The sequence below is a fragment of the Acinetobacter sp. NPDC052428 genome (genome assembly GCF_044547685.1).
Classification (GTDB): domain Bacteria; phylum Pseudomonadota; class Gammaproteobacteria; order Pseudomonadales; family Moraxellaceae; genus Acinetobacter; species Acinetobacter lwoffii_G.
In genome coordinates, this window is record NZ_JBIUAT010000019.1 from 21534 (window position 1) to 45650 (window position 24117).

At 42.5% G+C, this 24117-nt stretch carries 21 protein-coding genes; 15 read left to right on the forward strand and 6 right to left on the reverse strand.

Annotation, left to right across the window (positions count from 1 at the left end; all coding sequences use genetic code 11):
• The first annotated feature begins 9 nt into the window (after nt 1-9).
• Entirely contained in the window at nt 10-1458 is a 1449-nt protein-coding gene (locus ACIG3F_RS10765; RefSeq protein ID WP_180087051.1) for an NAD-dependent succinate-semialdehyde dehydrogenase, read from the forward strand.
• A 204-nt stretch (nt 1459-1662) separates the two neighbouring features.
• Here ACIG3F_RS10765 and ACIG3F_RS10770 read toward each other — a convergent pair whose 3' ends face one another.
• The 3 genes from ACIG3F_RS10770 to ACIG3F_RS10780 all read right to left on the reverse strand — a co-directional run bounded on the left by ACIG3F_RS10770 (nt 1663) and on the right by ACIG3F_RS10780 (nt 4540).
• Nucleotides 1663-1944, reverse strand: coding sequence for a helix-turn-helix domain-containing protein (locus ACIG3F_RS10770; RefSeq protein WP_004280265.1), 282 nt, complete (start codon nt 1942-1944; stop codon nt 1663-1665).
• On the reverse strand, nt 1937-3241 hold the full coding sequence (locus tag ACIG3F_RS10775) for a type II toxin-antitoxin system HipA family toxin (protein WP_396470033.1): 1305 nt from the start codon (nt 3239-3241) through the stop codon (nt 1937-1939). The genes ACIG3F_RS10770 and ACIG3F_RS10775 overlap by 8 nt, the downstream gene beginning before the upstream one ends.
• Nucleotides 3242-3490: 249 nt before the next feature.
• A complete protein-coding gene (locus ACIG3F_RS10780; protein ID WP_311204351.1) occupies nt 3491-4540 on the reverse strand; it encodes a Rieske 2Fe-2S domain-containing protein in 1050 nt (349 codons plus the stop codon).
• A gap of 311 nt (nt 4541-4851) precedes the next feature.
• On the opposite strand from ACIG3F_RS10780, the gene puuE reads away from it, so the two are divergent.
• The 5 genes from puuE (at nt 4852) to ACIG3F_RS10805 (ending at nt 9008) form a co-directional block, all read left to right on the forward strand.
• Nucleotides 4852-5814 (forward strand): allantoinase PuuE, encoded by a 963-nt coding sequence (puuE, locus tag ACIG3F_RS10785; protein ID WP_396470034.1) that lies wholly within the window; start codon nt 4852-4854, stop codon nt 5812-5814.
• 143 nt (nt 5815-5957) lie between these two features.
• The gene (gene uraD, locus ACIG3F_RS10790; protein WP_004729754.1) at nt 5958-6461 is read left to right on the forward strand and encodes a 2-oxo-4-hydroxy-4-carboxy-5-ureidoimidazoline decarboxylase; all 504 of its coding nucleotides are present in this window, start codon (nt 5958-5960) and stop codon (nt 6459-6461) included.
• On the forward strand, nt 6458-6778 hold the full coding sequence (gene uraH, locus ACIG3F_RS10795) for a hydroxyisourate hydrolase (protein WP_004646924.1): 321 nt from the start codon (nt 6458-6460) through the stop codon (nt 6776-6778). Before uraD ends, uraH begins: the two co-directional genes overlap by 4 nt.
• A 30-nt stretch (nt 6779-6808) precedes the next feature.
• On the forward strand, nt 6809-8167 hold the full coding sequence (locus ACIG3F_RS10800; protein WP_396470035.1) for a nucleobase:cation symporter-2 family protein: 1359 nt from the start codon (nt 6809-6811) through the stop codon (nt 8165-8167).
• 127 nt (nt 8168-8294) lie between these two features.
• On the forward strand, nt 8295-9008 hold the full coding sequence (locus ACIG3F_RS10805) for an outer membrane protein OmpK (RefSeq protein WP_396470036.1): 714 nt from the start codon (nt 8295-8297) through the stop codon (nt 9006-9008).
• Nucleotides 9009-9065: 57 nt separating this feature from the next.
• Here the strand turns inward: ACIG3F_RS10805 and ACIG3F_RS10810 are convergent, their stop codons facing one another.
• Nucleotides 9066-9563, reverse strand: coding sequence for an ureidoglycolate lyase (locus ACIG3F_RS10810; RefSeq protein WP_004646920.1), 498 nt, complete (start codon nt 9561-9563; stop codon nt 9066-9068).
• A 12-nt stretch (nt 9564-9575) separates the two neighbouring features.
• The gene (gene alc / locus ACIG3F_RS10815; protein WP_396470037.1) at nt 9576-10580 is read right to left on the reverse strand and encodes an allantoicase; all 1005 of its coding nucleotides are present in this window, start codon (nt 10578-10580) and stop codon (nt 9576-9578) included.
• Nucleotides 10581-10790: 210 nt separating this feature from the next.
• On the opposite strand from alc, the gene hpxO reads away from it, so the two are divergent.
• A complete protein-coding gene (gene hpxO, locus ACIG3F_RS10820; protein ID WP_396470038.1) occupies nt 10791-11948 on the forward strand; it encodes an FAD-dependent urate hydroxylase HpxO in 1158 nt (385 codons plus the stop codon).
• A gap of 81 nt (nt 11949-12029) precedes the next feature.
• Here the strand turns inward: hpxO and ACIG3F_RS10825 are convergent, their stop codons facing one another.
• Nucleotides 12030-12953: a LysR family transcriptional regulator gene (locus ACIG3F_RS10825; RefSeq protein ID WP_396470055.1), complete on the reverse strand. Its 924-nt coding sequence runs from the start codon at nt 12951-12953 to the stop codon at nt 12030-12032.
• Between the two features lie 279 nt (nt 12954-13232).
• Between ACIG3F_RS10825 and ACIG3F_RS10830 the strand changes: the two genes are divergently transcribed.
• The 8 genes from ACIG3F_RS10830 (at nt 13233) to ACIG3F_RS10865 (ending at nt 24041) form a co-directional block, all read left to right on the forward strand.
• Nucleotides 13233-14288, forward strand: a complete 1056-nt coding sequence (locus ACIG3F_RS10830) for a Rieske 2Fe-2S domain-containing protein (protein ID WP_396470039.1) — start codon at nt 13233-13235, stop codon at nt 14286-14288.
• Between the two features lie 720 nt (nt 14289-15008).
• A complete protein-coding gene (locus ACIG3F_RS10835) occupies nt 15009-16109 on the forward strand; it encodes a BMP family ABC transporter substrate-binding protein (protein WP_005251735.1) in 1101 nt (366 codons plus the stop codon).
• 120 nt (nt 16110-16229) lie between these two features.
• A complete protein-coding gene (locus ACIG3F_RS10840; protein ID WP_071850702.1) occupies nt 16230-17831 on the forward strand; it encodes an ABC transporter ATP-binding protein in 1602 nt (533 codons plus the stop codon).
• 41 nt (nt 17832-17872) lie between these two features.
• Nucleotides 17873-18970 (forward strand): ABC transporter permease, encoded by a 1098-nt coding sequence (locus tag ACIG3F_RS10845; protein WP_071850703.1) that lies wholly within the window; start codon nt 17873-17875, stop codon nt 18968-18970.
• Between the two features lie 33 nt (nt 18971-19003).
• Nucleotides 19004-19924 carry an ABC transporter permease gene (locus ACIG3F_RS10850; protein WP_396470040.1) on the forward strand — a complete coding sequence of 307 codons (921 nt, stop codon included), beginning with the start codon at nt 19004-19006 and terminating at the stop codon, nt 19922-19924.
• 43 nt (nt 19925-19967) lie between these two features.
• Nucleotides 19968-21341 carry an amidohydrolase family protein gene (locus ACIG3F_RS10855; RefSeq protein ID WP_396470042.1) on the forward strand — a complete coding sequence of 458 codons (1374 nt, stop codon included), beginning with the start codon at nt 19968-19970 and terminating at the stop codon, nt 21339-21341.
• Between the two features lie 606 nt (nt 21342-21947).
• Nucleotides 21948-22955, forward strand: coding sequence for a DUF1852 domain-containing protein (locus tag ACIG3F_RS10860; protein WP_396470043.1), 1008 nt, complete (start codon nt 21948-21950; stop codon nt 22953-22955).
• 42 nt (nt 22956-22997) lie between these two features.
• Nucleotides 22998-24041, forward strand: a complete 1044-nt coding sequence (locus tag ACIG3F_RS10865) for a methionine synthase (RefSeq protein ID WP_243474380.1) — start codon at nt 22998-23000, stop codon at nt 24039-24041.
• Nucleotides 24042-24117: the final 76 nt, after the last annotated feature.

The following is a 24117-nucleotide window of genomic DNA, read 5'->3' on the forward strand; positions in this document are numbered from 1 at the left end:
GTAATGATCATGCTTCAAGCGCAATATAGAGATTTATTACAGCATCCTGATATCAGCTTCGATCAGCCTGCCACGGATGAATATATTGAAGTCAAAGATGCAGCAACCCAAGCCACTTTGGCCTGGGTGAAATCCCATGACCGGACATCTGTAGAACAGCTGATTGCTCGTTCTCAGCAAGCACAGAAAACATGGAAAGCCAAGACAGCACTTGAACGTGCGGATGTGCTTTGGGCCTGGTTCAATCTGATGCAGGAACATAAAGAGTCCCTGGCTCAGATCCTGACTGCTGAACAGGGCAAGCCACTGGCTGAGGCACGGGGTGAAATCGGTTATGCTGCTTCCTTTATCCGCTGGTTTGCTGAGCAGGCACGCCGTATTGATGGTGACGTGTTGACTCCAACGCTTGCCCATCAACGGTTATTGGTCATTAAGCAGGCGATTGGGGTGACAGCGGCCATTACACCGTGGAATTTTCCGGCGGCGATGATTACCCGTAAAGCCGCGCCAGCTCTGGCTGCTGGCTGTTCCATGCTGGTTAAACCGGCTGAACAAACGCCTTTAACCGCCTATGCGCTTGAAGTTTTGGCCTTGCGCGCAGGTTTGCCACAAGATGTATTGCTGCATGTCAGTGGTGATGCGGTTGCAGTGGGTCAGGTCTTATGTGAAAGCGAAACCGTGAAAAAGTTAAGCTTTACCGGCTCAACTCAAGTCGGTCGTATCCTGATGCAGCAATGTGCGCCGACCATCAAAAAACTCTCCTTAGAACTTGGTGGCAATGCGCCAGTTCTGGTCTTTGATGATGCCAATCTCGAACAGGCGGTACAGGGCATCATGGCCAGTAAATTCCGTAATAGTGGACAGACTTGTGTTTGCGCGAACCGGATTTATGTACAAGATGGCATTTATGATGCGCTGGTAGAAAAACTGGTGGCTGCCGTTGCCAAACTAAAAGTCGGTGATGGCCGTGATGAAGCTTCTACCCAAGGTCCATTAATTGATGAGGCTGCGATCGAAAAAGTGCAGTCACATATTGCCGACGCAGTGAGCAAAGGTGCACAGGTGAAAACCGGTGGACAGCGCTCAAATCTGGGCGGTACATTCTTCGAGCCAACGCTTCTGACTGAAGTTACTCAGCAGATGCGTGTGGCAAAAGAAGAAACTTTTGGACCGTTGGCGCCGTTATTCCGTTTCAAGACTGAAGAAGAAGCAATTCAGATGGCGAACGATACAGAATTCGGTCTGGCTACCTATGTATTTACCCAAAGTACAGCACGTCAGTGGCGTGTAGGTGAAGCCTTAGAATACGGTATGGTGGGAATCAATACCGGAGCTATCTCTAATGAGGTTGCGCCATTTGGTGGAGTCAAGCAATCAGGGTTAGGCCGTGAAGGGTCTAAATTCGGTATGGATGAATACCTTGAAATGAAATATCTCTGTGTTGATATTTCTTCATAATGATGTTTAAAAAGTAAACTTATTCATTAAAAAACTGATGAGAAAATATCAGCCTCCAGTGAATCCCGTGTTTAATTTAAACCGGGATTCCTGCGATGGAGCAAGGACTCAATAAACAGATTGGAGGAGGGCATATTTTCAGTTGTTAAGTCATTCTTCTTCTCTAAAATTCCCCTAAATATCAATTAAAGCATCAGATTATCATCAGGATTTAACCCTGATTTCTAACTTTAAACCAAAAGCATCCAGTAATTTCTGCATAGACTTGAGTGTTGGATTGCCTTCAGGTTGTTCCATTTTCTGTAGAGTCTGGGGAGCAATCTTGGTAATTTTAGCCATATCGTTGAGTGTGAGGTGCAACTCGGTACGAATGAAGCGAGCAACCTGATGAAAAGGCCAGTCAGGATTGTTGCTGACGGTTTCAAGTACAGATAATCTCTTTTGCATCTGTTGAATCGGAGTCAGTGGCTTGAAGCGTTTATCCATAATTCAGCTCCTCCAATTGTTGGCAAATATTATCAATTCGATACTGGCTATTTTCCAGAATTTCAGGTGCCAATTGCAGATACTGCATGTGCTCGAGTAATCCCTGATAAAGTGGTAATTGTTCGATTAACACCGCTTTGATTTCTTTTGGATCAATCATCGTGCTTTCGGCGATCTGTTCAATGACTGAATGCCAAATTGGTATACCACCATGATCATCTCGCTCCCAACGCGTAGTTCGGGCAATACCATCTGGATGTAGCCACATCGGCGCAAAATCAAATAATGGGGTTAGTCGAATGATTCCATTATTGAAACGTTGAATCGCTGTATTACGGGTATGATTGTCCTTATTGCCTAAAGCGACATTGGCAAGATCACGCTTCAAATATTCAAAGATTTCCTGTTTTGGTTCAGTACAGCATTGCATCAACAGGCTACAGATCTGGTTATGGGTCATTCTTACCCCAAAACCGGCTTTTCCTCCCAGAGAAGCAATACTTTCCTGAGCGACTCTTTCGACCTTCCTATCGATGACCTTACGGTCAAATCGGGGAATGAATAAAGTCTTGCCATGCAGTTCCAGTTCGTTATGAACACGAAGTCCCAGATACTGGGCAATTTTCATATATAAGGCTTCGTGCATCAAAATTTTATCTAGATTCTGATCACTGCCACGACTGAATTTCACCAGCCAATGCTGTTTGACCTGATCATCTGTCAGCGTGTGATCCAGATAGAACAGGTCATCGTGACCTTGGGTCAGCAGTAATTTTGGCCACTCGCCCTGAATACCAGAAGAACCGGCAATAAAAAGTCCATAAGAGGCCAAGGATTCAATAAATTTTTCTTGACGTTCTACGACTTGGTCCAGACTAAAGCCATGATTCTGCTGAACAGGGAACTGCCCCTGCAGCCATTCATAAGCCTCTTTAATCCGTAAATTACCAATCGGATTACCTGCACCCGCTTTTAGAAGCGCCCAGTCTGCTTGTTCCTGAGTGTTTTCAGAAAAATTAAGCTGGCGGAGTAATTCTTTACGACCATAACCTTGAGGTAACAAATCCATCAGGAAGGCCGGCCAGGTAGATTGCAATGTATTTTGCACATTTACCGGTAAATGATAGGCTAGCGCATGCCCATCCCTTAAATCCATATAAGAAATAGCATATTCAAACAGATATGATGTTCGCGTGGCTGCTTGCCATCCAGTCTGTTGTCGACCGACAATCTCAACAATAGCGCAATCAAGCCATTCATCTTCCTGATAAATTTGCAGTGTGCAATATTGATCCATAATTTTATTAAAATAGTAAAATAAAGTGATTTTATTTATTATATACCTATTTTAATAAAAAACTAATTTTATCTTCTTAAAGTTCTTTATCGTTCTAAAAGTCCTTATCTTCACCAGAATACAAGGCTTATGAGGCTATATAACAAGATGTATCCTCATAGAAATCAATATATAACCCAATTAATTTTTAAATATCAGAGGAGCTCTAACCCTGGTTATTTATTATGAATCTTTCTTTTGAATAAAATTTTAAGCAGCAAATAAAGGACTAAATCCCCGTTTACGTAGTAATTTTCGGTACATACTCGAGCTTCGATCTGCCGGAAAATGCGCTTCTAAAGATAAGTCCAGAGGTAAATATTCAGGTTTCTGATTTTCTACAATCACACGATCTTCCTCGAAAATTTTCATATTAAAGGCATAGGCATCTTCAACCGGTAAATCTTTATCATAATTGCGGCAAATAGGTGCAAAAAGTCGTGTTGAACGCGCAGTCATGGGTGAAGCCGCATTCATGATGACCTGCTTGGCATCATTCGGAAAATGAATCGTAAGGGTTGCAGTAAAGGGTAGGCTCACTTCAAAATGACGTAACCATTTAAAATCTTCCTGGCCACGCTGCTCTGTTCCGATCGGATAACGTCCCACACTACTGATATAATCTGCATTAAAACCAACATCCGTTTCTGTCGTACTGTAATCAGGAACTTCTACATCCTCCGGATCACCAAAAGTATCGGGATGCACCCAGGCAAAATGTGCCACATCAATAAAACCTTCGAGCTGTCTTCCTGCAAAACATTGAATGTCTATCTGAGGGCAGACCAGTTGCTGATACTCAGCATCATCCCAAAAAGGCATATGAGGAATATGAGGTTCTGCATCCTTTTCAGCGCTTAACGAACACCAGATCAGACCATATTTTTCTACCGCAGCATAAGTTTTTAGATGGAAGCGCTCCGATATTTTATGCTGAGGATGTGCAGGAATACGGTTACATTTACCTTCACTGCCAAAGCGTAAACCGTGATAACGACACACCACGCCTTGGCCGTCATTTTTTCCCAAGCTTAAAGGTACACCGCGATGCGGACATGCATCTTTCGCCACCACCAGTTCATCGTTCATTTTATAAATCACCAGCGGCATATCAAGCAGCATACTACTTGTTGGCTGATCTGTAATATCACGCGCAAGTGCAATCGGATACCAGTACTGAGCCAAAAGATGCCAGTCATGTTCCTCGAATGTCATATGGACTGGTAAGTCGGGACTAAACGTGGCGATATTTGTATTCATAATGGATTCTGTGTCGTGACCTTTAGCTGGACTATAAAACAGCAAGGTGTTCTATGAAATTTCAATTAACAGGATATAGGATTGCGTAAATCAGAACACTGACCAGCGATTAAAAACAAAATAAGCAACTTTCCAGGTTTTTTATGTTCAACCACGCAAATATTGAGATGGGATATTTAAATGCTTAAATCTCCCTAAAAATAATCTTTTTAAACCTATGTTCGCGCTGTCAATGCTCTACTTTGGCGCATAAATTGCTTATCACGCGTATAGACCATTGATCATTTACTCAGAATCCACAAGGAATTGATGTGACGACTAGCTACTTACGCGGACAAGAACTTATTGACAGCATTCGCAGTGCACCTTATTCGCGTGACCTGATTGGCTATCATGGTGAACCACCAAAAGTGCAATGGCCAAACGGCGCGCGTGTCGCGGTACAGTTTGTGCTGAATTATGAAGAAGGTGGTGAAAACCACATTGAACATGGTGATACAGGATCAGAACAGTTTTTATCTGAAATCATCGGTGCTGCCAGCTTTCCAGATAAACATATGTCGATGGATTCGATGTACGAATATGGTTCACGTGCAGGCTTCTGGCGCATTCATCAGGAGTTCCAGAAACGTGGTTTGCCGATGACCATCTTTGGAGTCGGCATGGCCTTAATACGTAATCCTTATGTGGTCGAGGCGATTAAATCAGCCCATTATGATGTCGTTTCACATGGGCAGCGCTGGCTACATTATCAGGACATGCCGCTTCAACTCGAACGCCAATATATGGATCAGGCGCTCAGCGTTCTGGAAAGCCTGTTTGGTGAAGCACCGATCGGCTGGTATACCGGTCGGGACAGTCCGAATACCCGTCAACTTCTGGCTGATTTTCCTCAAATCAAATATGACGCTGATTACTATGGGGATGACTTGCCATTTTGGAGCACCTTGACCAATCAGGCAGGGGAAACACGTTCGCATTTGATTATTCCTTATAGCCTGGATAGCAATGACATGAAATTCAGTTCACCTGGCGGTTTTAATAGCGGGGAACAGTTTTATCAATATCTCAAAGATGCTTTTGATGTGCTCTATACCGAAGGTGAAACTGCGCCAAAAATGCTGTCGATTGGCATGCACTGCCGTATTTTAGGACGGCCGGGACGTTTTAAAGCACTACAAAAGTTCCTAGATTATATTCAGAATCATGACAAGGTCTGGATTTGCCGCCGTGGGGATATTGCCGAGCACTGGTATAACCATCATGCGCCATAATCATAAAATATATTGGAAAAGATCATTTTAGATGCTCTTTTTTGAGTCATGTACTTTATAAAAATAACAAACACATCAGCTTTGGCACTGTTATTGCAAAACCAGTTTTAAATAACCAAGCAATATAATCAGGCGATTGAAGAGTGCAACTTGTTGAATTTAATCAAGCATCAACAGAAGATGCGATGATCTTTTTAAAGCACTGTGTGCAAATACCCAGCTGGTCGACCGAGCTTGCCGCAAAACGTCCTTATGCATCGCTTGAGGATATTTTGAATGCAGCGCAACAACAAGCGGCGACCTGGAGTTGGGATGAGATTAAAACTGCACTGGATAATCATCCCCGTATAGGTGAAAAACAGGCACAGGCTGAATTAAGTGAAATAGAAAAAGACTTTTCCCATCGTGAACAATCCGGTATTACAGCAGATAAAGATACCCAGCTCGCTCTACTTAAAGGCAATCTTGCCTATGAGAAAAAATATGGGTTTATCTTTCTGATCAAAGCCGCTGGATTGAGCAGTGAAGACGTCCTTCAAGCCCTGAACTATCGTTTGCTAAATGACCCAGAGATTGAGAAACGTATTGTCCATCATCAACTGGCAGAAATTGCCTTGTCACGACTGGCTCAGGAGCTTCATGCATGATTAGCACGCATATTTTAGATACACATCTGGGAAAACCTGCGACAGACGTGGTCATTCGACTTTTTGCTGAAGACGGTCGCCTGATTAGGGAAGCAAAAACCAATGCAGACGGCCGCGTCAGTGATTTCGGCATGACCGAGTTTAAAGCGGGTGCCTATAGTCTTGAGTTCTTTACATCTGCCTATTTTGAAAATTCGGGTTTAGAAACTTTTTTTCCTAAAGCAGTTATTCATTTTTATGTGAAAGATGCGTCCCAGCATTTTCATATTCCTTTACTGATCAGCCCATTCGCGTACTCCACATATCGCGGAAGCTGATTTTATATTTAGACTTTGAGGGTGAGAAAAATGACAGAACAAAGTAAAACAATATCACCTGAACATGAATATTTAGGTGCGGGAAAAAGTGCAGCTTACGGTTTGCAACACGTACTGACTATGTATGGCGGAATTATTGCACCACCTTTAATCGTGGGAACGGCCGCCGGCCTAGAAGCCTATCAAATTGGATTATTGATTGCAGCGGCGCTATTTGTGGGTGGTTTAGCCACAATTTTGCAAACCGTTGGGGTGAAATATATCGGCGCGAAATTACCTTTGGTGCAGGGAGTTTCTTTTGCCGGGGTTGCGACGATGGTGGCGATTGTGACTACAGGCGGTGGTTTGCAAGCAGTCTACGGTGCAGTCATTGTCGCCTCATTGATCGGTTTTTTTCTGGCACCTTATTTCTCCAAAATTATCCGTTTTTTTCCACCTGTGGTGACCGGCTGCGTCATTACTATTATTGGTTTGTCTTTATTACCTGTAGCAGTCCGCTGGATGATGGGCGGCAATCCCAAGGCACCAGAATGGGGAAGTGTCGAGAATATTGGTCTGGCACTGATGACTTTAGCCTTAGTGATTTGCCTGAATTTAAGCCGACACGCTGCGATTCGTCGCTTGTCTATTCTTCTGGCGATTGTTTTTGGTTCGGGACTGGCTTATTTATTCGGTTTTGGTGATTTTTCTAAAGTTACGACTGGTAACTGGATCCAAGTACCTAGCTTCTTCGCCTTTGGATTACCGACTTTTGAGCTCACTGCCATTATTTCCATGCTCATCGTTACTCTCGTGATTATGACTGAAACCACAGCAGATATTATTGCAGTAGGTGAGATTGTAGGAACAAAGGTAGATTCGGAACGTATCTCGAATGGTTTGCGTGCTGATATGTTATCGAGTGCGATGGCGCCTGTTTTTGGTTCATTCATGCAAAGTGCTTTTGCACAAAATGTCGGCTTGGTGGCCATTACCGGAATTAAAAGCCGTTTTGTGGTCGCAGCTGGGGGCATGATTTTAGTCGTGTTGGGTTTACTGCCAATTATGGGACGTTTGATTGCTGCCATTCCTATACCGGTATTAGGTGGTGCAGGTCTGGTACTTTTTGGAACAGTCGCTGCAAGCGGGATTCGTACCTTGGCTAAAATTGATTATAACGAGCAAAAAAATCTCATTATTGTCGCGACGGCTATTGCAGCCGGTATGATTCCAATTATTGATCATTCCTTTTATGCAAACTTTCCCAAATGGGTGCAAACCTTATTTCATTCGGGGATCAGTTCAACCTGCTTAATGGCCATTTTACTCAACCTTTTGTTCAATCATCTGAACCTATTTAAAAATAAAAGTACGGCAACAGCCGAAGTCGTGGCAAAGCTTCCACATTAGAAATTTTAAACCAGAATGAAAACAGTCCATAAAAATGGACTGTTTTTTTATCAAAAATTAAAAATATTGGCTTTGTTTTTGCTTAATTCAGAATGTGATTTTTTCATTCCACTGGGGACCCTTATTTATGAAATTCACTCAACTTACTGCTGCAACATTACTTGTATTGGGTGCGGCATCCGCACAGGCAAAACCGATCTGGCAAGACTTCAGTGTCACCGGACTTTATGGAGAAAACTATGAGGTGGTCGATGAGAAACAGGCGACTGCGACCTTTGAATATACGGCAAAAATAAAATATGCAGATGTCTTCTTCTTCATTGACCGTATGCGCGGCGCAGATGACTTTAAATCCAGTTATTTTGAATTTTCACCACGTTTAAGCTTGGGAGAAGTATCAGGCCAGAAACTTGCCTTTGGCCCGGTTAAAGATGTACTGGTCTCAACGACCTGGGAAGGTGGAGAGGGTTTTGATAACTTCCTGTACGGCGTAGGTTTCGATCTGGATATTCCATATTTCCGTTATGCCAGCATTAACCTTTATCGCGTGAATAATGAGAATATTGATGATGATTACCAGTTGACACTGACCTATGGCGTGCCAATTAAACTGGGAACTGAAGAATTTCTGGTGGATGGCTTCTTGGACTGGTCTACAGAAGAAGATACTCATGACAGCGAGATGAACTGGACCACCCAATGGAAATGGAATGTCGGTAAACACATTTCTCCAGACACCAATTTATATCTGGGGATTGAACATTCTATCTGGAACAACAAATTCGGTATCCCAAATGCCGATGAAAATAATGTCAGTGCTTTAGTGAAATATCACTTCTAGGCAAAGTGATGAAGAAATAAGTTAAAAGCCCTGATAAAAGGGCTTTTTTTAATGCGTTTAAAATACGATCTGGATGTTTTCAGGAAAAGGATGAACATCACAATTTGATCCGCTACCTATACGATCCACTACGACAAACTCGCTGGGTGCTTCAAGGGTCAATAATGGATGATGCCAGGTTCCGGCACGATAATTTATCCCTTGAGAACCATCACTGATAAATACCTGAATCTGACTAATATCGGGCTGTGTATAATCAAGTTCAGGCGCTACAACGATTAAAAATTGCTGGCCGTGCATCGGAATAAAAGCCTGTGATCCTAGAGGATGCCTTTCCAGCATTGAGATTTGAAAAGGAATTGCCGTAGCTTGCATATTTCTAAAAATACTCAGTCCGACCTTGGTGTCACTTTCTACTTCAGCCAGGGCATGATAACGCTCAGTCTGCTGCTCATTGATATGAAAATAATGATTACCCTGACAGGCAATGACTTCTCCAAAAGGCAGAAAACTTTCAGTGCTTAAAGGCTGTATTTTTATACTTTGCATAGACATATCATTGATCACTCAAGCCAATTTTCCCCAGAGACGAATCCGGCTGATGCCACCGTCCGGAATCATGTTGACACGAATATGGGAAATTTTTTCGTGTTGTAAAATTTCATTGATGTAATGATGAATATGATCCATTTGCATAGGTTGGGCTGCTAACAAAAAAGGCCAGAACATGCTTTGTGGAATGAGTTGCTCATCGGTTGCATCCTCAACATAGATGGCTTGAATAGAAACCTCTGCAGGGAAATTTCCCTTAAAATGGGCGGTATCAATTTCAATTTTCTCGATTCGGGCACTGGCGCCTAAAGCCAAAATGCACCAGTCAAATCCTGGAGCACGACGCCGTTTGGTTTCCCAGCCATCGCCCATGTTAATGCCACGTCCCGGATTAATCAGATTGCGTGGATGTCCAAAATGCGCATCGCTATAGGCAACGACACGGCCACCATGTTCTAGTGCCAAAACATCTAGCATTTGATCACTATCTTGCAGATTGATTTTTACCTGACCATAGACCTTAAAACGTGCAATCCCACCGTCAGGATAAATATTCAAACGGACATGGGTAAATATCTGCTTTGCTGAAATCTGAACAATATGATGCTGGCTGGGGCCCAAGACATTATTTTCTATAATGCTGATCCATTCTGCCTGATCAAGATTTCCATCTGGCGCATAACATGCTTGCACAGCAGCAGAGGCCGGATAATTACCGCTAAAAAAAGTCGTATCAATATCCAGTGCCTGTATTTGACCTGCAACAGCAAGTTTAATGATGGCCCAATCATAGCCCGTGTGGCGCTTGCGACGGGTTTCCCAGCCATCCATCCATTTGCCATGCTCATCAAACTTGTCTTCGATAAAGACCGGTGCCTCAAACTGCAACATGCGTTTTGCTTCAGCAAAAAACTCATCTGAGCATTCAAGAATTTCTGCGCCAATTCGCGCATCTGCAAGGTTAGTTAACTGCTGTAGTGGAGCAGGCAGATCAAAAATCGGGGCTAATAAGGTCGCCATCTTAAATTTCCATCATTGGTATACGTCACATGAATATGCACTTTTATAAATACAAATTTAGGTCTTCTGCCTTTATAAAAACAGGACATTGAAGGAATTTAAAAGCACAGCGTGTGCCAACTCTTGCTATTTTTTTAGTGCATTTTTTTCAGGATGGCACGTTTTTAGCATTTTAGCTGGCAACGAAGATGAAATAGCCAGGAGAAATAGATGGAAATTGCAATAATTGGGGCAGGTATGGGCGGATTAACCACAGGAATTGCACTAAAAAAGTTCGGACATCAAGTCACCATCTATGAGCAGGCAGAACAGATTTTACCTATCGGTGCTGCAATTTCCTTGTGGTCGAACGGGGTGAAGTGTTTGAATTATCTGGGCTTAACTGAGCAGGTTGCAAAGCTAGGTGGCCAGATGAATGACTTAGCCTATATCGATGGTTTGAATGGCGAGGTCATGACGCAGTTTAGTCTGGCGCCGTTAATTGAAGAAGTTGGTCAACGTCCATATCCGGTATCGCGTGCTGAATTACAAAATATGTTAATGGATGAGTTTGGCCGGCAGGATATTCAGCTCGGTAAAAAAATGGTGTTTATTGAGGATAAGGGGCAACACGTCGAAATCGGTTTTCAGGATGGCAGCACTGCTTCTGCAGCATTATTGATTGGCGCAGATGGTACCCATTCCATGACGCGTCAATATGTCTTGGGCAAACAGGTTGAACGCCGTTATGCCGGTTATGTGAACTGGAACGGACTGGTTGAGATCTCTGAAGATTTAGCGCCCGCACAGCAGTGGACTACTTTTGTCGGTGAAGGCAAACGTGCTTCACTGATGCCTGTGGCAGAGCAGCGCTTTTATTTCTTCTTTGATGTGCCATTGCCTGCAGGTCTGGAAAATCAGCGTTTGGAATATAAGACCCTATTAAAACAGTATTTTTCTGGCTGGTGCTCACAGGTTCAGCGCTTAATTGACAGTATTGATGAGCAGAAAACCAATCGTGTCGAGATCCATGATATTGAGCCTTTTACCCAGTTTTATAAGGGCCGTGTGGTAATTTTAGGGGATGCAGCACATAGCACCACACCCGATATCGGACAGGGAGGTTGCCAGGCAATGGAAGATGCGGTCTATCTGGCACGTGCCTTACAAATTAATACGCTAGGTCTGGAAGATGCCCTGAAACGCTATCAGAATAAACGCAATGAACGCGCCAATGAATTGCTGCTACGTGCACGTAAGCGTTGTGATGTCACGCATATGAAAGATGAGCAAATTACCAAAGACTGGTATGCAGACCTACGGAAAGAGCAAGGCCCACATATTATGAAAGGCATTATTAGCAATATTGTGGGTAATCCATTGGATTAAAAACAGTTAATTTCATCATTAATATTAAATAAAAGCCGCGATTTTAGTTATCGCGGTTTTTGTTATTTAGGTATGAAAATACTACAGTTGCTGCACCTTGCTTTTTAAGGCTTCCATTTGTTCAATAATATGTTTGATCATCAACTGGGAAACGCGTGAAATCTGGCGTTTAGGCGCCACACAGAGGGCAATGGTCAGCGGATGCAGCCCTTTTTCAGAGATAGGTTTAAAGACCACTTCATCTCGCTCGACATAGGGTAAAACATCGAGATAACTAAAAATTCCAATCCCGGAATTCGCCTTAATGAGAGTATTCATCAGGCGTATATCATTCGATTCCGTTTTACGTGCAGGTATAAATTGATGATGTTTATACAATGCCTGTACATAATCATGAATAATCAGGGGTTCGGCCGGAATAAAATGGTTGTCATTCAAGGTATCTGAAAAATAAATCTTTTCTGCTTGAGCAAGAGGATGTGATTTACCCATCACAAAACCTAAAGGCAGTTCCAGAAAATGGAGGACTTCAATATGTTGATGGGATTTTGGATTCAGGATCAGGCTAAAATCCAGATCTGCCTCAATCACTTTTTTGGCTACAATTTCACTGTCTGCAACCCGGATATTAAAATTAATCCAGGGATAATGTTCATACATATATTGCACGGACTGCATGACAAAACCATCATTCAAGGCAGAAATTAAACCAAATTCGATGGTCCCACGCGTAAGCCCCTGAATTTCATCAAAGCGAATCCGGGTTTGCTGGAATTCTTTTTGCCATTTCATAACATCGGCATAGAGTAATTCGCCCGCCAGTGTCAGTTTTAAACCATTGGGCAAGCGCTCAAATAACATAATTCCCAGTTCTTCTTCAGCCAGAGCAATTTGCCTATGTACTGCAGACACGGAAATGAATAATTGATCTGCGGCCTTGCGTAAACTTCCCGTTTTCGCCACCGCGATAAAATATTCTGAAAATCGGGAAAAAGGCGTATTCATTAATTTAGTCAAGCGAAGAACCACCGTTTATTTATATCAATATTTGAGATAAACGTGTTTATGCGAGTTTTATGCCAAAGAAGGCAGCTTTATTCGGCAAGTACATTTGTACATGGTTGATGTGTTCTAATTTTAAGAATGAATAGTACGAATCATTCTAATAGACAGAATAACAATAAATTCAGTAATTTCAATTAGAAGCAAAGCCAAAATTGCACAGTTCTGCACTGTTCAAGGCCTGTAAAAAGAGACCATCCACAGTAAAAATATAGGTTTGATATGAACGCAATTCCAGTCATCAATTTATTCAAAAAACCCTGCTATAGCCAGTTTGATGATCAGGACTGGGACATTCTGGCTCGTCACTGGTATCCGGTGGCACGGATTCAGGACGTTTCTACCCAACCGCAACAAGTAACCCTGCTTGATGTCAAACTGGCATTGTACAAAACAGAAAGTGGCGATATTCATCTGGTCCGTGATATTTGTCCACATCGGGGTGTACCCTTAACCAAGGGCTGGGTTTCGGGTGAAAATCTGGTCTGTCCTTACCATGGTCTACACTACAATGGCCAGGGTAAATGTATCAAAATTCCTGCACAACCCGAGCTGACCAGTATTTCTGAGCGCTTTTCTCTGACTAAATTTCCAGTAGTGCGAAAATATGGCTTGATCTGGACCAGTATTTTTGGCCGTGACGAATCCAAAGCCAATTTCCCTGTTTTAGATACTTGGGAGATGTCAGATCATCAGGCAATTTTACCGCCGTTTGTGGATATTGCCGGTTCAAGTGGCCGTCAACTGGAAGGCTTTATTGATGTTGCACATTTTGCCTGGGTTCATCAGGGGTCTTTCGCAGATCCTGAAAATCAGGTTGTACCCAAATACACGACAGCACGTACAGATTACGGCCTGCATACCGAATATGTTAGCAGTGTCAGCAACTATCCACATGGTATGCAAGATCTGGCACCGGAAGGTTTTTTGTGGAAACGTGTATTTGATGTCTATCCACCGTTTTCTGCGGTGCTAACCGTACATTTCCCAGAACAGGGACAATTAAAAATTCTCAATGCCTGTTGTCCGGTCTCACACAATAAAACCCGTTTATTTGTACCACTGACACGCAACTTCGATACGACAGGAGATTTACAGGCGGTATATGACTTCAATGCACAAATCTTTGCCGAAGATCAGGACATGGTAGAAAGCCAGAAACCTGAAGAATTACCGCTCGATATTTCCATGGAAGCGCATTTTGAAGCAGATCGCTCTTCAACGACCTATCGTCGAATCTTAGCCGAGTGGGGATTAAGTAAACGTTATGTTGTCTAATATATTTTAAAATTTAAAAATATGGATTAAATTTTAAACAGAAACCCTATATTTTAATATAGTGGTTTTTATTTATATTATTTTTGAATGATCAAAATATTATTTATATCTCCTTATTTCTTAATTAAAATTGATTAATATTTTCAAAATTCGAAAATTAAAATAAATCAATCTAGGCAAGCTTCGATTAGTGAGTTCCAATCTCCTTCAATGAGGAGAGAAAAGAAAAATATCTGTAAGACATTAATCTTTCGGTGCATTACAGGCTAAATCCAATTATTAAAAAATACTATTAATCTATTTTAATATTAATAGCTTATATCAAAATAATCCTATTCCCTCAATAAACCTTAATACATGGTTCTATCATCTACATCTATCTTTGCTCATGAAAAATATGAAGCTTCGATTAAAAAAAGAGTGCACAAATTTAAAGCGTTTTATTTTATCGCACTACTAATAAGCAATAATAAAAATAAATCATTTTATTAAATTAAATTTTATATCAACTACAAGCTTAGTATTTATTACTTTAATCCCATTACTTTTTAATTAAATCATAAAAACAAAAACATTTTATTTTAAAAGCCTGTTTTTATTATTTTTGATAAAAACTGGAATACTTATTGCTAATTATATCTTGAACAGACTGAGCACATTTGAGTGAAGTCATTTTAAAGCATGTGTTGCATGACACAGAACAACCAAGAGCAGAATAAAATGAAAGAAAAAAATAGCTTCAAAACCGGATTGAAAAAATTGGTAGGGGTGTTAATGGCAAGCGGTATGATGAGCATGGCCGCTGTCGCCAATGTTCAGGCCCAAGATAAAGCCGCATTTGTTTATATTGGCCCAACCAGTGACCATGGCTGGACCTATTCTCATGATCAAGGCAGGATTAAGGCTGAAAAAACCCTCGCAGGAAAATATAAAACCTCTTATATCGAAAATGTCCCTGAAACAGCAGATGCCGAACGTGTGATCCGCAACCTGGCACAACAAGGCAATAAAGTCATTTTTGCGACTTCGTTTGGTTATATGAATGCAATGGAGAAAGTATCCAAGCAATTTCCCAATACAGTATTTATGCATGCAACCGGTTATAAGCAGGGGAAAAATTTAGGAGTGTATGATGTCCGTACCTATGAAGGCGCTTATATGCTGGGTGTGGTCGCAGGGCAAAAAACCAAAAATAATGTTTTGGGTGTAGTTGCGTCTTTTCCGATTCCTGAAGTCATCCGTAATATCAATGCCTATACCCTCGGTGCACAAAGTGTAAATCCAAAAATTAAAACCAAAGTCATTTGGGTGAATTCATGGTTTAACCCGGGCAAAGAACGTGATGCAGCCTTGGCATTGATTGCTCAAGGTGCAGATGTGCTGATGCAAAATACCGATTCTCCGGCAGTGGTACAGGCGGCTGAACAAAAAGGTGTCTTTGCTTTTGGCTGGGACTCTGACATGAGCAAATTTGGCCCTAAAGCGCATCTTGCCGCATCGGTTTTACATTGGGAAAAAATTTACACCCCGGTAATGATGCAAGTCAGCAATAAAACCTGGAAACCAAGTGCAATGTGGTACGGCGTGAAACAAAAAGCAGTCGATATTGAAAGCTTTGGTCCTTCCGTGTCGGCAGCCTCTAAAGCAAAAGCACTCAGCGTACGTGACGGTATTTTAAAAGGCACATTGCATCCATTTACCGGCCCGATTCATAAACAGGATGGCACATTGGTCTTGGCAAAGGGCAAGCGCCTAGATGATGCGGCACTAAGCAAAATGAATTACTACGTGAAGGGCGTAGAGGGTTCATTACCGAAATAAAGCTTTGTCATTTTGCAATTCAAAAAACTTTAAATACTTTGATGTACTTTCCCGCATCCATCTGAATGCCTGCACGCTTCAGATGGATGCCGCACTGTCACAGCATTGAATAGGGCACTGATGATGACCTCTCAACACGATAGATCTGCTCATGCGCAAGAGTTGAACGCACGTTCTTCTTCAGGTGTACCGCGTTTACAGCTCATCAATATCTGTAAAAGTTACAATTCATTGAAAGCGAATGACCAGATACATTTAACCGTTCAACCTGGGCAAATTCATGCCATTTTGGGTGAAAATGGTGCTGGCAAAAGTACCCTGATGAAAATCATTTATGGGGCAACCAAGGCAAATCAGGGACAAATCCTCTGGAACGGTAAAGAAGTTCATATTGATAACCCGTCGATGGCAAGAAAGCTCGGGATTGGCATGGTCTATCAGCATTTCTCTTTGTTTGAAACCTTGACCGTAGTAGAAAATATTTTGCTGGGACTGGATGAAAAAATTAACTTAAAAATACTGAGCCAAAAAATCATTGAAGTTTCAGAACAATACGGTTTACCCATTGATCCACGCCGCGAAGTACATTCTTTATCGGTAGGTGAGCGGCAACGTGTCGAAATTATTCGCTGCCTTTTGCAAAACCCGGCTTTAATTATTCTAGATGAGCCGACTTCGGTACTGACGCCACAAGCAGTAAGGCAACTGTTTAAAACCTTACGTTTATTGGCCTCCCAAGGCGTTTCAATTTTATATATCAGTCATAAATTACATGAGATCAAAGAACTTTGTGATGAAGCAACCATCTTGCGCAATGGCCGTGTGACCGGAAATGTCGATCCTAAAAAAAACAGCACCAGTGATTTAGCACGTTTAATGATTGGCCGTGATTTACCGACCTATCTACGCCCTGAATATACAGGTGAAAAACAGGTGCTATTCCAAGTCGAGAATCTGGCTTACCAGTCTGATGACCCATTTGGCGTGTCGCTGAAAAATATCAATTTAAATATTTGTGCCGGTGAAATTGTCGGTATTGCCGGGATTTCTGGCAATGGGCAAGCAGAATTACTGTCTTTATTGTCGGGTGAAAACAGCCTGAAACATGGCCGGATGGTTCTGGATCAAATCGATATTTCCCGATTCAGTCCTGGACAACGGCGTGACTTGGGCCTGGGCTTTGTCCCTGAAGAACGTTTGGGCCGAGGAGCAGTTCCGAACATGACACTGTCCCAGAATGCCTTACTGACTGCATTTCGGCAGAACCTGACGCAATGGGGATTAATCAAGTTTTTGCAATGTAAGCTTTTTGCCGAGCACTGTATTGAAAAATTCGGGGTGAAAGCCAGTGGTGCAGAGGCTGAAGCACGTTCCTTGTCGGGTGGAAATTTACAAAAATTTATTGTAGGCCGGGAAATTTTGCAAAATCCGAAATTCCTGATTGTGGCTCAACCGACCTGGGGTGTTGATGTCGGCGCGTCCATGTTTATCCGGCAAACCCTGATTGATCTCTCTCGACAAGGTGTTGCCATTTTGGTGATTTCAGAAGAATTAGAAGAGCTGTTTGAAATCAGTGATCGTCTCTGTGTATTGGCCAATGGTGAACTATCTCCAGCGATGCCTACCCATGAAACCAATACTGAAAATGTTGGGGTCTTGATGTCAGGTATTTCAAGTCATGACACTGCGATCATCGTAGAGGAGCAGCAAGCTCATGCTTAATATAGCCAAAAAACAAATATACAGGTTGAGAGGAGAGCGACATGCATTTACTGGAACCGCGTGAACATCCATCTCACATCATGAAGTGGCTTTCACCGCTCATTGCGCTGCTGGCCATGCTGATTGTCGGTAGCATTTTATTTTTAATGTTGGGGATTAATCCCGCGCAAGCCATGTACATCTTCTTTATTGAACCGCTGACTTCCTCTTATGGTTGGAGTGAACTGGCAGTGAAAGCCGGGCCTCTGATTCTGATTGCCTTGGGGCTGGCGGTTGGATTTCGAGCCAAATTATTCAATATTGGTGCTGAAGGTCAGCTTACCATCGGGGCAATTTTTGGCGGTGGTATTGCGATTTTATTTCATGATCAAATCGGTTGGTGGGTTCTCCCGTTAATGATCGTCATGGGCGCACTTGGTGGGGCACTCTGGGGCGCAATTCCTGCCTTACTGAAAACCCATTTTAATGCCGAAGAAACCCTGACCACCCTGATGATGAATTATGTTGCAGTATGTGTGTTGCTATATCTGGTCAATGGTCCCTGGCGTGATCCTGAAGGGATGAACTTCCCACAATCGGTGGTTTTTAGTGAGAGTGCAACGCTGCCCTTCATTGTAGAAGGCACACGCATTAATGCCTCTATCTTTATCACTTTTTTTGCAGTCCTCCTGTTCTGGGTTTTTATGCGTAAAAGTCTAACGGCCTATAAACTGGAAGTCAGCGGTCAGGCACCGTTAGCTGCCAAATACGCAGGTTTTTCTTCCTCCAAAGCGATCTGGATGAGTCTGGTGATTTCCGGAATGATGGCAGGTATTGCCGGAATCTGTGAAGTGGCTGGACCTATTGGTCAGCTGAATCCGAACCTGTCCCCAGGTTATGGCTATGCAGCGATTATCGTGGCCTATCTCGGGCGTTTAAACCCTATCGGTATTGTGCTGTCAGGCTGTTTTATGGCGCTGATTTATCTGGGCGGTGAAATGGCACAAATGCAGCTCCAGCTTCCGGTCGCGATTACCGGTATCTTCCAGGGCCTGCTGTTATTTTTCCTGTTGGCTTCCGATGCCTTAATTGAAAACCGTTACCGGTTTAGCAAAAAAATGGCGTCACCGGTCCCTCAGCCTACAGCAACCACCCTTTAACCCAATGTTGTCTACAGCAAAAGGAAGCATGATATGGCTTTAGAATTAACCGCAATTCTTGCAGGTACTGTTGCGGCAGCAACACCACTGATTTTCGCAGGTCTGGGGGAATTGGTCACACAGCGGACTGGTGTGATTAATCTTGGAGTAGAAGGGATGATGCTGGTCGGTGCAATTGCAGGTTTTGCTTTTGCTGCGCAATACGATGCCAGTGTATTAAGTGCCTTATTGATGGGTGGTCTGGCAGGCATGCTGATGGCCCTGATTTTTGCCTTTTTTACCTTGTCTTTAAGTACCAATCAATCCGCGTGTGGTTTGGCTTTAACCATTTTTGGACTCGGTATCTCTGCATTTTTGGGTCAGAACTACGTCAGTATGGCTTTGCCGGGTCTGGCTAATTTTAATATTCCACTATTAGCGGATATTCCAGTATTGGGTCCGATTTTGTTCCAACAAAACTATGTGGTTTATCTGTCGATCTTGGTCTTCTTTCTGGTGTGGTTTGTCTTGGCGAAAACCCGTTTGGGCTTATTGCTTAAAGCAATTGGAGAGTCACCGGAAAGTGCGCATACCATGGGTTATCACGTGTTGGCGATTCGTTATGGCGCAGTGCTATTTGGCGGTTTGATGGCAGGGGTTGGCGGAGCATTTTTATCGACCGTATATACCCCGATGTGGATTGAAAATATGGTGGCAGGCCGCGGCTGGATTGCCATTGCACTGGTAGTATTTGCGGTGTGTAAACCAACACGTTTAATGCTCGGCGCTTACCTGTTTGGGGGCGTAACCATTTTGCAATTTCACGCCCAGGCGCTTGGAATCAAGGTTCCGAACGAGCTGCTTGCCGCATTGCCCTATATAGCCACCATTGTGGTACTGGTCATGATTTCGCGGAATAAAAAAGTGTTGAAAATGAATTTACCATCTTCTTTAGGCAAAACCTTCGTGCCATAACCGCAGCCATTCATCATAAATAGAATAGATTTGAGTATAAATCATGAAAATTTTAACAGCTTCCTATGTCCTTACCATGAATGCGCAGAATGAATGCATTAAAAATGGCGCGATACTGATTGAGGACGACCAAATAAAAGCAGTGGGTACATTGGCGCAATTAACTCAATGCTATCCAGAGGGGCTCATTGAGGATTACCCACAAACGATCCTGATGCCGGGCTTGATCAATACCCATTGTCATTCCGGTTTATTGCGTGGCACGGCAGAAGGATTACCAGTTTGGGATTGGTTACAGCAGTATATTGACCCCATGCACCGGGTGTTGACACCCGAAGATGCGAAAATTGCTTCTTATTTGTGTTATGCCGAGGCACTTTTGTCTGGAACCACCACTATTGTCGATATGTGGCGCTATATGGACGGAAGTGCTGAAGCTGCGCAAGCGTTGGGAATTCGTGCTGTTCTTGTGCCTTATGTCGCGGAGCACCCGGATCACAATTATTTTGAAACTTTAAAAAGTAATGAGGCTTTAATCAACCGTTGGCATCAGCAGGCGAATGGACGTATTCAGGTTTGGGTGGGTTTAGAGCACCTATTTTATGCGGAAGCTTCAGCATTAAGCCGTATTGAGAAACTTTGTCAGGATTATAAAACTGGTTTTCATACCCACAGTAATGAAAGCCAATTTGATGTACAGGAAAACCTGCGCCGTTCAGGCATTCGCCCGATTGAGAGTCTGCAAAAACTGGGCTTGCTGGATCTGCCTAAAACATTGTTGGCACATTGCGTCTGGGCAGATGCAAATGAGATTCAGATTTTAAGGCGACATGCCGTAGGGGTTGCGCACAATCCTATTTCCAACATGAAATTGGCTTCCGGTGCAGCGCCTGTGGTTGAAATGCTACGTCAAGGCGTTGCGGTGGGTTTGGGTACTGACGGAGAAAAAGAAAACAATAACCTGGATCTATTTGAAGAAATGAAAACGGCATCATTGCTGGCCAAATTTTCTTCGCTGGATGCGGCCGCCCTGGATGCCTGGTCAGTCTGTCAAATGGCTACGATTACAGGAGCTAAAGCCTTGGGTATGCAAGATGAAATTGGTTCATTGGAAGTCGGTAAACAGGCTGACCTGATTGCAGTCAAACTGGATACACCACGGATGACGCCGTTGATCGATCATGGAAAATTATTTAATCTGCATACCAATTTAGTCCATGCAGTTCAAGGCCAAGATGTGGTCATGACGATGGTGGCGGGACAGACTGTGGTTAAAAATGGCCGTTTGATCAATGCCGATTTACAGGCTTTGATCGATCAGGTCAATCAAGCGGCACCACGTTTATTTGAACGTCGTGATCAGTGGTTTGCAAAGCAGGAGCAAACGGTGAATGAATTACAGCGGGAAGAATTTTGAGGTCTCAGCGATGGTTGAGGTTATCTATTGATGATAGAACGACCTCAGATACCAAATTCTCATCTGCACTCATCAAGAGTTTAGACTTAGAGTGAATCAATATTAAGTGCATATCTGGGTGATTACTCTTGGGTGCTGAGAGATAGGCTGGAATTTGCATAATATGAGAGCTTGTTTCTGCTGAATTGAATCGGATTTTTTCAAGTCACATTTTCTAACGAATGATTTAAATGAAATTAAACAGAGTGAATGGACTGATATTTTCTAAACTTTAGATGAGTTTCATTCATTCACTTCTAAATTGCATCTAATAAGCTATAAAACCATTCTTTGAATTTACCCCTCAATTTCATCCACTTAATATTCGATAGAATTTATCTTAAGTTATTAATATTCATTATTTTATCATCTATTAAACCCTAAAATTTCATAGAAAAAATCTTTCATATTTTTCTTCATTAAGTGATCTTGATATCTTAAGAACAACCAATCATGAGTAATATTCACTTTTCATTGAGTTTAAATCATTTTTATTCATCTTAACGTTCACGTATAACTAGGCTTATTCAGAAATTTGGTTATTAGAACTTAGGGTAGTGAATCACAATGAGTAAAAAGTTTGCATGTTCAATTAAGCGCATTCGTTTTGACGAAAACTATCAACCTGCAGATAGCACACGTCTGACGACGAACTTTGCCAATTTGGCACGTGGCGAAAGTCGCGAACAGAATTTGCGTAACACTCTACGAATGATCAATAACCGTTTTAATGCATTGGCACATTGGGATAACCCAAAAGCAGATCGTTATTCAGTTGAAATCGATATTATTTCAGTTGACCTGGATATTGAAGGAAATGGCAAAAAGTTCCCTGCAATTGAAACTTTAAAAATCACGATTATTGATCATCAAACCAATCAGCGTATTGATGGCATGATTGGCAACAGTTTCTCGTCTTATGTCCGCGATTATGATTTTAGCGTGGTACTTCCTGAACATATCAAGAAAAATCCAGCCTCGACCAAGCCAGAAAATTTTGGTGATTTACACGGCAAGCTTTATCAATATCTCGTCAGTTCTGAAGTATTTAAAGCAGAATTTAAAAAACAGCCGGTGATTTGTTTGAGCGTTTCGACCTCGAAAACCTATTACCGTACAGCGAATGTGCATCCTGTATTGGGTGTGGAATATAAAAATGATGAGTATTCACGTACCGATGAATACTTCGCCAAAATGGGCTTAACCGTCCGTTATTTCAAACCTGAAAATGGTGCTGCACCTTTAGCATTTTATTTCGCAGGTGACTTATTATGTGATTATACCGATCTGGAGTTGATCAGTGCGATCAGCACCATGGAAAGCTTCCAAAAGATTTATCGTCCTGAAATTTATAATGCGAATTCTGCTGCGGGTCAGGTGTATCAACCCAGCCTTGAGTATCCAGATTATTCATTGACTCAAATTGTGTATGACCGTGTTGAGCGTGGTCAATTGGCAGTGAAGCAAGGGAAGTGGACGGAAGAACACTTTATCCAGCCTTATAAAGACATTCTGGAGCAATGGGCTGCCGAGTTCACGATCACCAATATTGCCGACCAAGAACGCGCTGCTTAATACACCACATTATTTTACGAATATAGAGATAGAAGATTAGACATGGCACTTTTACAACCTAAAAAGCTACTCCCAACATCAACTGCTGGCAGCTTACCGAAACCGTCTTGGTTGGCAGAACCTGAAAAACTTTGGTCACCCTGGAAATTGGAAGGCCAGGAATTACTCGATGCAAAACAAGATGCACTGCGTTTGTCCCTACATGAACAACAGCAAGCAGGCATTGATATTGTCAGCGATGGTGAGCAAACCCGTCAGCATTTTGTGACCACATTTATTGAGCATCTAGAAGGTGTAGATTTTAATCAACGTGAAACGGTCAAAATCCGGGATCGTTATGAAGCGAGCGTGCCATCAGTCGTGGGTGAAGTTTCTCGTCAAAAACCTGTCTTTGTTGAAGATGCCAAATTCTTACGTTCTCTCACAGATCAACCGATTAAATGGGCACTGCCTGGTCCAATGACCATGATTGATACGCTATATGACGGTCACTACAAGAGCCGTGAAAAACTGGCTTGGGAATTTGCCAAGATCCTGAATCAGGAAGCTCGCGAGCTTGAAGCGGCTGGCGTGGATATCATCCAGTTTGATGAACCTGCATTTAACGTGTTCTTCGATGAAGTGAATGACTGGGGTGTGGCAACTTTAGAGCGTGCACTTGAAGGCTTGAAGTGTGAAACTGCGGTACACATTTGCTATGGTTATGGTATTAAAGCCAATACCGATTGGAAAAAGACCTTAGGCTCAGAATGGCGTCAGTACGAAGAAGCATTTCCGAAACTGCAAAAATCAAAAATTGATATTGTGTCGCTCGAATGCCATAACTCACGTGTTCCGATGGATTTGATTGAGTTGATTCGTGGTAAAAAAGTCATGGTCGGTGCGATTGATGTCGCAAGTAATCAAATTGAAACAGCTGAAGAAGTGGCAAATACGTTGCGTAAAGCACTTCAGTTTGTGGATGCAGACAAACTCTATCCATCAACCAACTGTGGCATGGCACCACTTGGTCGCCAAGTGGCTCGTGGCAAACTCAATGCACTCAGTGCAGGTGCTGAGATTATTCGTCAGGAATTATCTCGCTAATTAAAGTGAATCCATGATGCTTTTAAAAGATTGAAAGTATCATTTGAGTGATATAACGCTCTTTATAAAAAGCTGA